This is a genomic window from Acidovorax sp. FW305-C-20-28 (genome assembly GCF_058783375.1).
In genome coordinates this window covers 63,978-77,636 of record NZ_JBYSYM010000031.1, presented here as the reverse complement: position 1 = coordinate 77,636, position 13,659 = coordinate 63,978, and the positions used below count along the sequence as shown (strand labels likewise).

Genomic DNA, 13,659 nt, shown 5'->3' with positions numbered 1-13,659 from the left:
CGCCTTCTCTTTGGTGACTTTCTCTTGGCGGCCCAAGAGAAAGTTACTGCGCCGCCGGGCGCACATCCCGGCTCCCGACCTTGGCAAAGGCACGCCGCAACCACGGCAAACGACCTGTGAAATCCATCACGAACCAGGCATTGGCGCCCCAACACGCACCGGCGGCCACGGCAACAAATGCAACCCGAGCCGTGAACAAATTCACCGCCTTGCCAATGCGTCACAGCTCGGGGCGGTGACATCCAAAGGCCTGCATGGAATGATCGCGCCCAGGCTCTTGAAGCCCCCACACCAACCCATCCATCCAGACCCCATGAAACGCATCCTCATCCTCGGCGCCACCGGCTCCCTCGGCCGCCATGTGCTCGAACAGGCCGTCGCCGCCGGCCACCAGGTCTCCGTGCTCGTGCGCACCCCCGCCAAGCTGCCCGCAGAAACCCGCTCCCTGATCACCGTGCACCAGGCCGATCTCGGCCAGATCCCGATCAGCGAGCTGGCAAACATCGTGCGTGGCCACGACGCGCTCATCAATTGCGCAGGCATGGTCACCGAAGGTCAGGTGTTCGTGGACCTGGTGGGGCACATTGTCGAAGCGGTCGAATCGCTGCCCGCCATGGAGCGGCCCGTCTGCTGGTTCCTGGGTGGCGCTGCGGCGCTGGACATCGGCAACACCGGCCGCAAGGGCGTGGCCCTGCCCAAGGTGCGCGACACCTACTGGCCGCACGGCAAGAACTACGAGCGCATCTGCGCATCGCCGCTGGACTGGCGCATGCTGTGCCCCGGGCCCATGGTGGAACAGCCCGCCCTCGGCCAGGGCCGCATGCGGGTCTCGACGGAACAGCTGCCCGTGCAGATACCCGGCCTGGCGCGCGCGCTGCCGGCCCCGCTGCTGCTGCTGGTGTTCGCGTCCAGGATTCCGCAGATGATCGTGCCTTACGCGAACGCCGCGGCGCTGATGCTCGCGCACCTGGAGCCCGCCGATGCAATGTCACGCCACCGCGTGGGCCTGGCACTGCCCGAAGGCATGCGCGGCAAGAAGGATACCTGGGCCGCCCAGCCTGCCACAGCGGCCTGAGCAGGCAGCGACCGCAACGAAGATCAGCTGCCCGCCACCTTCATGCGATTGACCAGCAGCGACCCCACCGTCTTGGCGCCGTAGTTGTAGGTGTCGGCCCCGACCGCCTCGATGCCCAGCAGCATGTCCTTCAAGTTGCCGGCGATGGTGATCTCGTGCACCGGGTAGGCGATACGGCCCTTCTCGACCCAGAAGCCGCTCGCGCCGCGCGAGTAGTCGCCGGTCACGTAGTTCACGCCCTGGCCCATGAGCTCGATCACGAACAGGCCTGTGCCCAGCTTCTGCAGCATGGCGTCGAGGTCATCGCCTGCGCGGGTCAGGCGCGAGCTCAGGGTCAGGTTGTGCGAGCCGCCGGCATTGCCCGTGGTCTTCATGCCCAGCTTGCGCGCCGAGTAGGTGGACAGGAAGTAGCCCTCCACCCGGCCGCCATCGACCACCTTGCGCGGCGCCACGCGCACGCCCTCGTCGTCGAACGGCGAGCTGCCCTTGCCGCCCAGGATGAAAGGGTCTTCTGCGATGTCGATGTGCTTGGGGAACACGCGTTTGCCCAGCGAATCCAGCAGGAAGGTGCTCTTGCGGTAGAGCGCACCGCCGCTCACGGCCTGCACGAAGCCGCCGAGCAGGCCCGAGGCCAGCGTGGACTCGAACAGCACGGGGCACTCGACCGTGGGGATCTTGCGGCTGCCCAGGCGCGACAAGGCGCGCTCGGCGGCATAGCGGCCCACGGCCGCGGGCGAGGCCAGCTCGGCCGCATCGCGCATGGAGCTGTACCACATGTCGCGCTGCATCTCGGCGTTGCGACCGGGCAGCGAGGCGATGGGCGCCACCGAGAAGCTGTGGCGCGACGAGGCATAGCCACCGCGAAAGCCGCGCGTATGGGCACTGAAGAAATGGCTTTGCTGGGCCGATACGCCGGCGCCCTCGCTGTTGGTGATGCGGCGGCTGGTCTTCAGCGCTGCAGCCTCGCACTCCATCGCCATCTTCGCGGCCTGCTCGCTGTCGATGGACCAGGGGTGGAACAGGTCCAGGTCGCGGTGCGTGTCCGTGGGTGCGATGTCATCGGCATCGGGCAGGCCGGCCATCGGGTCCTCGGCCGTAAAGCGCGCGATGTCGTAGGCGGCCTGGGCCGTCTGCTCGATGGCCTTGCTGGAGAAATCCGAGGTGCTGGCATTGCCGCGGCGGTTGCCGATGTAGACGGTGATACCGAGCGACTTGTCGCGGTTGCGCTCCACGGTCTCGAGCTCGCCCTTGCGCACGCTGACCGACAGGCCGCAGCCTTCCGAGGCTTCGGCACCGACGTCGGTCGCGCCCAGCTTCTTGGCATGGGCCAGGGCACGGTCCACCAGTTCCTCAAAGAACGGGCGGCTGTAGCTGAAGCCGCTGTCGGGAGTGCTCGAAGGGGTGGCTGCCGGGGCGCCCAGGGCGTGTTTGGAGGGTTTTTTCATAGCGGCAGCTATGATACTTGCCGCTGTGGCGCGCGCTGCGCCACTTCCCATTTGTCCCCACCCATGTCACGCAAACCCAAAAAAGGCTACTTTGTGAAGGGCCATTTCGTTGCCGAAGGCAGCGAACTGGACCTTCAGCTCAAAGCCGAACTCAAAGGCACGCCCGATGCGAGCCGAACCGATCTCAAGCGTGAAAGCGACGCCCTGCAGGACCTGGGCAAGGAATTGCTGACCCTGCGCAGCGACCTGTTCGACAAGCTGAACATGCCCGACAAGCTCGCCGATGCGCTGGCCGAGGCCAAGCGCATCACCAATTTCGAAGGCAAGCGCCGCCAGATGCAGTACGTGGGCAAGCTCATGCGCAAGCTCGAGCCCGAGCTGGTGGACGCCGCCCGCCTGGCACTCGACGAGCAGCGCAAGGGTTCGGCCGACGAAAAACTCGCCCTGCACCTGGCCGAGCACTGGCGCGACCGGCTGATTGCCGACGACGAGGCCCTGGACGCCTGGCTGGCCGAGCACCCCGGCACCGATATCCAGCAACTGCGCGCCCTGATCCGCCAGGCGCGCAAGGACACGCCCCCTGCCGACAAGGCAGCTGAATCGCAGGGCCTGGCACCGCGCAAGGGCCGCGCCTACCGCGAACTGTTCCAGCTGGTGCGCGAGCACCAGGGAGGCGCCCCTGCAGGCGAAGAGCATGAATCCGAGGGTGAGGACGGCGATGACTGAAGCCGCAGCCCTGGCAACCCCGCACGAGCCGGTGCGCATCGGCATCGTCTCCATCAGCGACCGCGCCAGCAGCGGCGTGTACGAAGACAAGGGCCTGCCGGCCCTGCAGGACTGGCTCACGCGCGCCCTGCACAACCCGATCCGCTTCGAGGCGCGCCTGATCCCCGATGAACAGGCCGGCATCAGCGCCACCCTCGTCGAGCTGGTGGACACGGCCGGCTGCAACCTGGTGCTGACCACGGGCGGCACGGGCCCGGCCCTGCGCGACGTGACGCCCGAGGCCACGCTGGCCATCGCGCACAAGGAAATGCCGGGCTTTGGCGAGCAGATGCGCCAGATCAGCCTGAAGTTCGTGCCCACGGCGATTCTTTCGCGCCAGGTGGCGGTGGTGCGCGGCCAGAGCCTCATCATCAACCTGCCCGGCCAGCCCAAGGCGATCGCCGAGACACTGGAAGGCCTGCGCGCGGCCGATGGCAGCCAGCTCGTGCCCGGCATCTTTGCCGCCGTGCCCTACTGCATCGACCTGATTGGCGGGCCCTACCTCGAAACCCGCGACGAGGTCTGCAAGGCCTTCCGGCCCAAGAGCGCGGTGCGCGCCAGCCGCTGAAACACGGCCTGCGCCATCGGGGCGGGTCGGGCCGGGTCGCATTTGGCAACCGACAAAGCGGTTCTTGAACGGTGCCGGTGCGCCCGGTCACACAGAAGAGGCGGGGGCAGGTCCTAGACTGCCAGCTACATCCACTTGCACCGACGAACCAATGGAGAAACGGCTTCTTCTCAAGCTCAGCCTCGTCGCCCTGCTCACCGCCTGCGGCGGTGGCGGTGGCGGCAGCAGCGACGGCCCACCACCTTCACCCCAGCCCCGCCTGGTGGGCGAGATCTTCGGCGCGCCAGCGCATGTGGCCAACGCCGACATCGTCTCCAACGCCGGTTATGGCGGCTATTCGAGCGAACTCGATACCTCGCGCGCCATCCAGAAGGCGGGCAAGACCAACCTGCTGGACTTCCTGTTCCTGTTCCCGACCCGCGAGCGCGGCCAGATCCGCCTGGTGGAAAACGCCGCGGCACGGCTGGACAGCTACATCGCGCAAAACAGCGACCTGTTGGTGCCCGGCGTGCGCGTCTACCTGATCGACGAGATGTACCTCGGCGCGGCCCGGCTGGAAGACAACCCTGCGGAGTACCAGGCGCAGCTCGACGACCTGCAGCGCGGCATCGCGCTGGTGCGCCAGAAGCTGCCCACCGCCAAACTGGGCATCTCCTTCAGTCCGCATGCCACCTTCGGCAATCCCAAGATCGCGCCCTTCATCCGGGCCGCCATCGCCCAGGTGGACTGGGTGGGCACCACTTCGTACTGGATGGGTGACAAGGCCACCATCCCCGCACTGCACGATTGGTCGCGCAGCTTGCCGGCACTCGCCCGGGCCGCGCAGCCCCGCGTCGAAACCTGGTACATCGCCCAGGCCTTCCGCGACCCGGGCTGGGACCGGCAGGCGTTCCGCGACTACATGCAGACGGAGCTGCAGATCTCGGACAGCTACGACGCCATCATCTTCTTTGGCTGGCAGGAAACCTCGGAGCTGTCGGCGCAGACGGCGGGGCGCCACTTCGAGCCCGAGACCCGCGCGGTCTACAGCCGCTTCCTCAAGCAGTAGGTCCGGCAGCGGGCTGGGCGCCTATTTGCCGACCAGCTCGTTGAGCTTGCCGGCCTCGAACTGCTCTTTGAGCGCTGCGTCGCAGGGCACGCAGTCCTTGGTGGCCTGCACGGTGGAGAGCTTCTCGATGGCCTGCCACAGGAGCGCGATCTGGTGCTCCTGCGAGGAGGCGTTGTCGATCAGGCCGCGCATGGCCTGGGACAGGGGGTCGTCCTCCTGCGTGATGCCGTAGGCCGTGAACTTGCGCGACTGCGGCTCGGTCACGTCGGCACTCTGGCCCGCCTTCGAGGGAATGATGCGCGCCGGGATGCCCACGGCCGTGGCCCCTGCGGGCACGGGCTTGATGACCACGGCATTGCTGCCGATCTTGGCACCATCACCGACCTCGAAACCGCCCAGCACCTTGGCACCCGCGCTCACCACCACGTCCTTGCCCAAGGTCGGGTGGCGCTTGGCGCCCTTGTAGAGCGAGGTGCCGCCCAGGGTCACGCCCTGGTAGATGGTGCAGCCATCGCCGATCTCGGCCGTCTCGCCCACCACCACGCCCATGGCGTGGTCGAAGAACACGCGCTCGCCGATCTTGGCGCCCGGGTGGATCTCGATGCCCGTGGCCCAGCGTGCAATGTGCGAGATGAAGCGGCCCAGCCACTTGAAGCCGTGGTTCCAGCACCAGTGCGCGGGCCGGTGCAGCCAGATGGCGTGCAGGCCGGGGTAGCAGGTGATCACCTCCCAGGTGCTGCGTGCAGCGGGATCGCGATCGAGGATGCACTGGATGTCGGAGCGCAGGCGTGCAAACATGGCCATGGTTGTTTTTGGAATATGGAAATGCAGTCTAGCGCTTTGCCTGCGCCGTTTCGATCATGGCTTTTGCGACACCACGCAGGATGTGGATTTCCTCGGGCCCCAGTTGCGCGCGGTTGAAAAGCTGGTTCAGGCGCGGCATGAGCTTCTTGGGCGCCCCGGGATCGAGGAAACCGATGTCCACCAGCGCCCGCTCCCAGTGAGCGAGCATGCCGGCCACCTGGGCTGCATCGGCCAGCTCGCGCTCCGGCGCGGCAGGGGGCTGCGGCGGGGCACCAAAGCCGCCAAAGCCACCGAGGGCCATGCGCCAGTCGTAGGCGACCACCTGGATGGCCGCGCCCAGGTTCAGCGAGCCAAAACCCGGGTTGGTGGGGATGGAGAGCGCCACATGGCAGCGGTAGACATCCTCGTTGGCCATGCCGAAGCGTTCCGAGCCGAACAGAAAGGCCACGCCCGACTCCACCGGAGCGTCGGCCGCCCTCGGTGCGGTCAGCTGCGCAAAGTGCTCGCGCGGCGAACGGGTGGGCGGCCCGAAGTCCCTGGGCGTCATGGCCGTGGCGCACAGGTGGCTCATGCCGTCGAGCGCCTCGTCCAGCGTGGCCACGATGCGCGCCTTGTCCAGCACATCGAGGGCGCCGCTGGCACGCTGGATGGTCTCCTCGCGCCGCAGCACATTGGCCCAGCGCGGCGCAACCAGCACGAGCTCGTCGAAGCCCATGGTCTTCAGGGCGCGCGCGGCGGCGCCCACATTGCCGGCATGGCTGGTGTTGATCAGGACGAAACGGGTCTTCATGGAATGGCAAGGGGCCGGATGTGCCCCCAAATGGGACAAAAAGCGGCAAAACAGGTAAAATCAGCGCCCTATTGTCGCCGCCCGCATCGCCGGGCGGTGTTCCACGCTCCTCTTTCGCAAGGCGCCCCCTGCTGGCGCACTGCTTGAAACCACAATTTATGTCGTCCAACCTGCACCCCATGCTCAACGTGGCCATCAAGGCCGCACGCGCCGCCGGCGCCATCATCAACCGCGCGGCCCTTGATGTGGAGGCCGTGCGCATTTCGCAAAAGCAGGTGAACGACTTTGTGACCGAGGTGGACCACGCGGCCGAGAAGGCCGTGATCGACACGCTGCTGGGCGCCTACCCCGGCCACGGCATCCTGGCCGAGGAATCGGGCACCCAGTACGGCGCCAAGGATTCGGAATTCGTCTGGATCATCGACCCGCTGGACGGCACCACCAACTTCATCCACGGCTTTCCGGTCTACTGCGTGAGCATCGCCCTGTCCGTCAAGGGCAAGATCGAGCAAGCCGTCATCTACGACCCCACGCGCAACGACCTGTTCACGGCCACCAAGGGCCGCGGCGCCTACATGAACGAGCGCCGCATCCGCGTGAGCAAGCGCACCCAGCTCAAGGACAGCCTGATCTCCACGGGCTTTCCCTTCCGCTCCGGCGACAACTTCAAGGCCTACATGCTCATGATGGCCGAGGTGATGCAGCGCACTGCTGGCCTGCGCCGCCCGGGCTCCGCCGCGCTCGACCTGGCCTATGTGGCCGCGGGCTTCACCGAAGGTTTCTTCGAAACCGGCCTGTCCATCTGGGACGTTGCCGCTGGCTCGCTGCTGGTGACCGAGGCCGGCGGCCTGGTGGGCAACTTCACGGGCGAAGCCGAGTTCCTGGAACAGCGCGAATGCCTGGCCGGCGCCCCCCGCATCTATGGCCAGCTGGTGCCCATCCTGGGCAAGTACAGCAAGTTCGCCGGTGCCGGCGACAAGGCCGCCGTGCGCCAGGCAACGGCGACCGAGGGTGCGGACTCTGCCGATGCAACTCCCGAAGGCGATGCCGGCGCGGCGCAGGAAAGCGCCGACAAGGACGAGAGCGCTCCGCTCTGATGGATTGCAGGGCGGCGTTCCGCCGCCCTGCCCTCATGCCGGATCAGGGTACTTTTGCGCGATGGCGCGGAAGTCTTCGGCCACCTCCACGAAGGCATCGACCATGTCCGGGTCGAAGTGCGAACCCCGGCCGCGCACGATGGTGCTGCAGGCCTGGTCGTGCGAGAAGGCGGGCTTGTAGACGCGTTTGCTGATCAGCGCGTCGTACACATCGGCCACGGCCATGAGCCGGGCCGAGACCGGGATCGCGTCGCCCGCCAGGCCCTCGGGATAGCCCGAACCGTCCCATTTCTCCTGGTGGCTGTAGGCGATCTCCTTGGACACGCTCAAAAACGCCACGCGCATGCCCAGGCGCTTTTCGGCATCCTCGATGGCCGCGCGGCCCAGCGTGGTGTGGGTCTTCATGACCTCGAACTCCTCCACCGTGAGCTTGCCGGGCTTGAGCAGGATGCTGTCCGGGATGCCGATCTTGCCGATGTCGTGCAGCGGTGCCGACTTGTAGAGCAGATCGATCATGCGGTCGTTGAGCACATGCTCGAAGCGCGGGTGGTGGCGCAGGCGCTCGGCCAGCGTCTTCACGTACAGCTGCGTGCGGCGGATGTGGTTGCCGGTCTCGTTGTCGCGGGTTTCGGCCAGCGAGGTCATGGCCATGATGGTCACGTCCTGGATGGCCTGCACCTCCAGCGTGCGCAGGGCCACCTCGCGCTCCAGGTAGGAGCTCTTGTCGCGCAGGAAGTCGGCCGTGGCCTTGAGCGCCAGGTGGGTGTTCACGCGCGCCAGCAAAATGGGTGGGCTGATGGGCTTGGTAATGTAGTCCACCGCGCCCAGCGCCAGGCCCATGCGCTCGTCATCGGGGTCGGAGCGGGCCGTGAGGAAGATCACCGGGATGTCGCGCGTGGAGGGCTGCGCCTTCAGGCGCCGGCAGACCTCGTAGCCATCCACCTCGGGCATCATGATGTCCAGCAGGATGAGGTCGGGCGGCGTGCCCGACTGGGCGATCTTGAGCGCCTTCTCCCCGTGGTTGGCCACCTTGACCAGGTAGTGCTCGCGCAGCAGGCTGCCCATCAGTGTGAGGTTGTCGGGCGTATCGTCCACCACCAGTACCGTGGCAATCGGCTTGTCCACAAGGGTCGGCTGCTGAGAGGCGAAGGGCGCGTTGTCCATGGGCTTTCCTGCGGAAGGGGAGCATTCAGGGGGCGATGGCGGAATCCGGCGAGGATGGCGGCCCGGGTACCACAGTGGCGATGGTATCCAGCGCCTGTTCGAAATCAAAGTTCCGAATGTGCACATCCACCGCCTTGAACACCGGGTCCAGGAATCCCTCCAGCACACTGGCATTGTGTTGCAAAAACTCGGCGGCTGCCGGGTCGTCCTGCAACAGCAGCGTGCGCAGCTGGTGCAGCAGTTCCGCCGGGGCTTTGGTCGGCACCATGCCGTCGGCATCGACCGGGCCCGGAGCGCTGGCAGACCACTGCGCCAGCACCTCGATCAGGGGCTCCAGCACCATGCCCAGTGCCGCCAGCAGGGGGGCGGTGGTCTCCTGGCGCTGCGGCCCCTTGCGCAGCAGATCCTCCAGCTGGTAGGCACGGTCGGCCACAGGCTGGGCACCAATGTTGGCCGCCACCGAGCGCAGCGTGTGCGCCAGGCGCTCGGCCAGGCCCACATCGCCCGCGTCGAGTGCAGCCCCGATCTCCCGCACCACTCCCGCCTGCCCCTGGGCGAAGCGGCGCAGCATGTCGCCATACAGGGCGGGCTTGTTCAGGGCCCGCTGCAGCCCCAGCGCCGTGTCCAGCCCGGCCACCAGGGGCCAGGCCACAGGCCTGGGGGGGCTGGGCGGCACGGCAGCACCGTTGCGCAACGGCAGCGGCGGCGGCAGGCCCTGGGGCACGCCCAGCCCGGGGCGCGGCTGTATCCAGCGCGCCAGGGCTTTCCACAGCGCTGCCGGGTCGATGGGCTTGGCCACATGGTCGTTCATGCCGGCTTCGAAGCAGCGCTGGCGGTCGGCGTCCATGGCATTGGCCGTCATGGCCACGATGGGCAGGCGCGCAAAGCGCGGGTCGGCGCGCAGCTGCCGAGTGGCGGTCTCGCCATCCATCACCGGCATCTGCATGTCCATCAGCACGAGGTCGTAGCTGTCGTCCTGCAGCCGGCGGATGGCCTCCAGCCCGTTGCCGGCCACGTCCACGTCGAAGCCCGCGTCGCGCAGCAGCTCCACGGCCACCATCTGGTTGAGCTCGTTGTCCTCCACCAGCAGCACCCGCGCTCCGCGGATGGCCAGCGGCAGCTCGTCGGCCACGGGCGGCGGCACATACTGGCGTTGCAGTGCGGGCAGGGAATGCTCCAGGGGCTGCATCAGCGTCTCGAGCAGCAGCGAGGCGTTCACGGGCTTGATCAGCACCGTCTCAATGCCCTGCGCGCGCGCCGCGCGCATCACGTCCTCGCGCCCGTAGGCTGTGACCATGAGCATCTGCGGCACCTGGGGCATGCCCAGGCTGCGGATGTGGCCCGCAAGCTCCACGCCGTCCATGCCCGGCATGTGCCAGTCGAGCAGCAGCAGGCCGAAGTAGCGGTTGCGCGCCATGGCCTCGCGCAGGATCTCCAGCGCCTGCAGGCCCGAGTAGGCCTGCTCCACCTCGAAGCCCATGGCCTGCAGCATGTCCGACAGCACGGTGGCCGCCGTGTGGTTGTCGTCCACCACCAGCACCTTGCGCCCCACCAGGTCCGCTGGCGGCAGCACCGCCCGGGCCGGCGCGCCGCGCTCCAGCGGCAGGCTGACCCAGAAGGTCGAGCCATGGCCGAAATCGCTGATCACCCCGACCTCGCCGCCCATCAGCTCGGCCAGGCTCTTGCAGATGGCCAGGCCCAGGCCGGTGCCGCCGTAGCGGCGCGTGGTCGAGGTGTCCGCCTGCTGGAAGCTCTCGAACAGGCGCCCCATCTGCTCGGTCGTGAGGCCGATGCCCGTGTCGCGCACCTCGAAGCGCAGGCTCACGCGCGTCTCGCTCTCCTCGAGCAGGCGCACGGCGATGCTGATCTCGCCCTGGTCGGTGAACTTGATCGCGTTGTTGGCAAAGTTGATGAGGATCTGGCCCAGGCGCAGCGAATCGCCCACCAGGTTGGGCGGCACGTTGGCGGCCACATCGCACACCAGCTCCAGCCCCTTGGCGCCGGCCTTGTAGCCCACCACATCGGTCACGCTCTCGAGCATGCGGTCGAGCACGAAGGGCTGCTTTTCCACCATGAGCTTGCCGGCCTCGATCTTGGAGAAATCGAGGATGTCGTTGATCACGCCCAAGAGGTGCTGCCCGGCCTGCTGGATCTTGCTCACGTAGTCGTGCTGGCGCGCGTTCAGCCCCGACTTGAGCGCCAGGTGCGACATGCCGATGATGGCGTTCATCGGCGTGCGGATCTCATGGCTCATGTTGGCCAGGAAGTTGGACTTGAGCGCAGTGGACTCCTCGGCCAGCTCCTTGGCGCGGCGCAGGTCTTCCTCGGCGCGCCGGCGGTCGGTGATGTCCACGAAGGTGCCGATGGCGCCGCCGGGCGAGCCGTCGGCGCGCGCGAAGGCGTGCAGCCAGAACAGGGTGTGGTGCACCTTCCCGTCGGCATAGGGCATGTCCACCTCGCGGTGCACCGAATCCAGCCCGTTCATCGCCTGCAGGTTGTCGCCCTGGAAGCGCGTGCGCTGCTCGGCCGGCAAAAAGTCCAGGTCGAGCACCGTCTTGCCCACCAGGTCGCTGCGGCGCACGCCGAAGGCCTGCTCGTAGGCGCGGTTGAAGCCGATGTAGCGCCCATCCGCCCCCTTGTAGAACAGGGGCACGGGAATCGCATCGATCAGCGCCTGCTGGAAGCCCAGTTGCTCCTCCACCTGCTCTTCGAGCTGCTTTTGGTCCTGGATGTCCACGCTCACGCCCACCACACGCACCGCGCGCCCCGCACCATCGCGCAGGATGCGCGCGGCCAGCAGGAACCAGCGTACCTCGCCATCGGGGCGCACGATGCGCCAGGAATTGCGCAGATCGGTATCGTCCCCCTCCAGGCTGGCCCGGAAATGCGCGCTGGCCTCCTCGCGGTCGTCCGGGTGCAGGCGCTCGAGCCAGAAGCCCAAACCCGTGGGCTGGGTGCCCGCGGGCAGGCCCAGCATGGACACCAGCTTGTCCGACCAGACCACGGTATCGGCCAGCAGATCGATGTCGAACACACCCACCTTGCCGGCCTCCTGGGCGATTTCCAGCCGCTCGTTGGCCTGCTGGATGGCGATCTCGCCCTTGCGCGCCTCGGTCACGTCCTCGATGACCCAGATCGAAGCCGAGCGGTAGCCCTCCATGTTGATGCTGCGCCCCGCCAGCCGGGCCTCGAAGCTGCTGCCATCCAGGCGGCGCAGCGTGGCGCGCTCGCGCAGCGCCTGGCCCGAGGCGAGCCGCTGCGCGATCAGCGCCGTGAAGCTGTCCGACTGCGCCTGGTCGCCAAACAGCGCAGCCACCTCGCCGCCCAGCAACTGCGAGGCCGTGCCGCGCATGAGCTCCACGAACGCCGGGTTGAACTGGCGGAACTGCCCCTCGCAGACCAGCAGGATGGGGGGCGCATTGTCGAAGATGGCCGTCTGCTGCTCCAGCAGTTCGTTGAGCAGGCGCTCGCGCCGCTCCAGCTCGGACTGCGCGCGCATGCGCTCGGAGACGTCTTCGTGCAGCCCCACGATGGCGATGCGCTTGCCGCGCCCGTCGAACACGGGCGACAGCGTGGCCTCGTCGTGGTAGATGCTCGCGTCGCGGCGCCGGTTCACGAAACTGCCGCGCCAGGAGCGGCCCGACAGCAGCGTGGCCCACATGTCCTTGTAGGTCTGGGGCGGCGTCTGGTCGGTGGCGACGATGGACGGCTTCTTGCCGCGCACCTCGTCCAGCGCATAGCCGGTGTTGCGCTCGTACTGGGGGTTCACCCAGTCGATGCGGCCTTCCCCATCGGTGATGACCACGGCCACGGGGCTGCTCTCCAGCGCAGCGCCCAGCACCCGGAAACGCTCCAGCGCCGCAGCCATGCGCGCACGGCTGCGCAGCAGGTCCAGCAGCAGCAGCCCGAGCAGGGCCAGCAGCACAAACGCAGCGCCGCCGACCTGCCAGCGCAGCAGGGCCGGCACCAGGGTGCTGACATCGTCGAGCACCACCAGCTGCCACTGGCCGCCGGGGTCGTTCCATTCGATGCCGCGGCTCGCCACCGCATAGGCCACCCCGTTGAGCAGCACCTCGCCGGCATCGGGCGCAAACGGCAGTGCCGAGGCGACGCCGTTCTCGAAATGGCGCCCGAACTGGCGCGACGCGCGGATCGCGTCGATGCGCGCCTGCGTGAGCGGTGGCGCCACGGCGAACTGCCATTCGGGCCGGGTGGACGAGAACGCCACGCCCTGGGGCGACATCAGCAGGGCCGGGATGCCGGTGCTCGCCAGCAGCGCATCGACCACCTCGAAGCCCACCTTGAACATCACCACGCCGATGATGGTGCTGGTGGGCGAATCGGTCTCGTACAGCGGGGCCGCGTAGTACAGGCCGCGCTCCTGGCTGTTCACGCCGATGGCCGCATAGACGCTGATGGCGCCCTTCATGGCCTGCTGGAAATAGGGGCGAAAGCCCAGGTTCGAGCCCGTCGCGCGCTCGCCCGCCGTCTCGTGCGCGACCACGGTGCCATCGGCCGACATCACGTACACGCCGCTGATCAGGAAGCGCCCGCGCGCCACCGCCAGCCGCGCCAGCGAGCCCGGGTCATCCGGCGGCGTGTAGCCGCGCGCCATGTCCTTGAGCTGGGGCTCGCTCAGGCCCATGAGCGAGACCGCGCCGATCAGGCCGCCCCCGGTGGTCTGGGTGATCAGCGCATCGGCCGCCTGCTGCACGATGCGCGTGCGCTCCACCGCACGCTCCTGGCCGCGCCAGTAGACCACGGCCTGCACGACCAGCCAGGCCCCGAGCAATGACAAGGCCAGCACCAGCACCAGGCCCCGCGTCCAGGCGGGATCGCGTTCGAGCACGCGCTCGAGAAAGCGGCCTTCCTTGTCGTTCCTCGTCACCGGTGCCATGCACAG

At 67.9% G+C, this 13,659-nt stretch carries 10 protein-coding genes; 5 read left to right on the top strand and 5 right to left on the bottom strand.

Annotated elements, in window-relative coordinates; translation table 11 throughout:
- Nucleotides 1–313: 313 nt before the first annotated feature.
- Entirely contained in the window at nt 314–1,075 is a 762-nt protein-coding gene (locus AC3WOH_RS27865) for an NAD(P)-dependent oxidoreductase (protein ID WP_492232553.1), read from the top strand.
- A gap of 23 nt (nt 1,076–1,098) precedes the next feature.
- Here AC3WOH_RS27865 and pmbA read toward each other — a convergent pair whose 3' ends face one another.
- Entirely contained in the window at nt 1,099–2,520 is a 1,422-nt protein-coding gene (pmbA, locus tag AC3WOH_RS27860; RefSeq protein WP_492232552.1) for a metalloprotease PmbA, read from the bottom strand.
- A gap of 63 nt (nt 2,521–2,583) precedes the next feature.
- Here pmbA and yjgA point away from each other — a divergent pair, with 63 nt between their 5' ends.
- The 3 genes from yjgA (at nt 2,584) to AC3WOH_RS27845 (ending at nt 4,901) form a co-directional block, all read left to right on the top strand.
- Entirely contained in the window at nt 2,584–3,246 is a 663-nt protein-coding gene (yjgA, locus tag AC3WOH_RS27855; RefSeq protein ID WP_492232551.1) for a ribosome biogenesis factor YjgA, read from the top strand.
- Entirely contained in the window at nt 3,239–3,853 is a 615-nt protein-coding gene (gene mog / locus AC3WOH_RS27850; RefSeq protein ID WP_492232550.1) for a molybdopterin adenylyltransferase, read from the top strand. The genes yjgA and mog overlap by 8 nt, the downstream gene beginning before the upstream one ends.
- A 151-nt stretch (nt 3,854–4,004) precedes the next feature.
- The gene (locus AC3WOH_RS27845) at nt 4,005–4,901 is read left to right on the top strand and encodes a hypothetical protein (RefSeq protein ID WP_492232549.1); all 897 of its coding nucleotides are present in this window, start codon (nt 4,005–4,007) and stop codon (nt 4,899–4,901) included.
- A 21-nt stretch (nt 4,902–4,922) separates the two neighbouring features.
- Here AC3WOH_RS27845 and cysE read toward each other — a convergent pair whose 3' ends face one another.
- Both cysE and AC3WOH_RS27835 read right to left on the bottom strand, forming a co-directional pair.
- The gene (gene cysE, locus AC3WOH_RS27840) at nt 4,923–5,699 is read right to left on the bottom strand and encodes a serine O-acetyltransferase (RefSeq protein ID WP_492232557.1); all 777 of its coding nucleotides are present in this window, start codon (nt 5,697–5,699) and stop codon (nt 4,923–4,925) included.
- A gap of 34 nt (nt 5,700–5,733) precedes the next feature.
- Entirely contained in the window at nt 5,734–6,495 is a 762-nt protein-coding gene (locus AC3WOH_RS27835) for an RNA methyltransferase (RefSeq protein WP_492232548.1), read from the bottom strand.
- A gap of 158 nt (nt 6,496–6,653) precedes the next feature.
- Here AC3WOH_RS27835 and AC3WOH_RS27830 point away from each other — a divergent pair, with 158 nt between their 5' ends.
- A complete protein-coding gene (locus AC3WOH_RS27830; protein ID WP_492232556.1) occupies nt 6,654–7,592 on the top strand; it encodes an inositol monophosphatase family protein in 939 nt (312 codons plus the stop codon).
- 33 nt (nt 7,593–7,625) lie between these two features.
- Here the strand turns inward: AC3WOH_RS27830 and AC3WOH_RS27825 are convergent, their stop codons facing one another.
- Together AC3WOH_RS27825 and AC3WOH_RS27820 are read right to left on the bottom strand one after the other, a co-directional pair.
- Complete coding sequence (locus tag AC3WOH_RS27825) at nt 7,626–8,756, bottom strand: response regulator (RefSeq protein WP_492232547.1); 1,131 nt, start codon at nt 8,754–8,756, stop codon at nt 7,626–7,628.
- 25 nt (nt 8,757–8,781) lie between these two features.
- Nucleotides 8,782–13,653 (bottom strand): PAS domain S-box protein, encoded by a 4,872-nt coding sequence (locus AC3WOH_RS27820; RefSeq protein ID WP_492232555.1) that lies wholly within the window; start codon nt 13,651–13,653, stop codon nt 8,782–8,784.
- Nucleotides 13,654–13,659: the final 6 nt, after the last annotated feature.

Excerpts from the sequence above, each read along its gene's own strand:
- AC3WOH_RS27865 (WP_492232553.1), top strand. The coding sequence starts at position 314 with ATGAAACGCATCCTCATCCTCGGCGCCACCGGCTCCCTCGGCCGCCAT.
- pmbA (WP_492232552.1), bottom strand. The coding sequence starts at position 2,520 with ATGAAAAAACCCTCCAAACACGCCCTGGGCGCCCCGGCAGCCACCCCT.
- yjgA (WP_492232551.1), top strand. The coding sequence starts at position 2,584 with ATGTCACGCAAACCCAAAAAAGGCTACTTTGTGAAGGGCCATTTCGTT.
- mog (WP_492232550.1), top strand. The coding sequence starts at position 3,239 with ATGACTGAAGCCGCAGCCCTGGCAACCCCGCACGAGCCGGTGCGCATC.
- AC3WOH_RS27845 (WP_492232549.1), top strand. The coding sequence starts at position 4,005 with ATGGAGAAACGGCTTCTTCTCAAGCTCAGCCTCGTCGCCCTGCTCACC.
- cysE (WP_492232557.1), bottom strand. The coding sequence starts at position 5,699 with ATGTTTGCACGCCTGCGCTCCGACATCCAGTGCATCCTCGATCGCGAT.
- AC3WOH_RS27835 (WP_492232548.1), bottom strand. The coding sequence starts at position 6,495 with ATGAAGACCCGTTTCGTCCTGATCAACACCAGCCATGCCGGCAATGTG.
- AC3WOH_RS27830 (WP_492232556.1), top strand. The coding sequence starts at position 6,654 with ATGTCGTCCAACCTGCACCCCATGCTCAACGTGGCCATCAAGGCCGCA.
- AC3WOH_RS27825 (WP_492232547.1), bottom strand. The coding sequence starts at position 8,756 with ATGGACAACGCGCCCTTCGCCTCTCAGCAGCCGACCCTTGTGGACAAG.
- AC3WOH_RS27820 (WP_492232555.1), bottom strand. The coding sequence starts at position 13,653 with ATGGCACCGGTGACGAGGAACGACAAGGAAGGCCGCTTTCTCGAGCGC.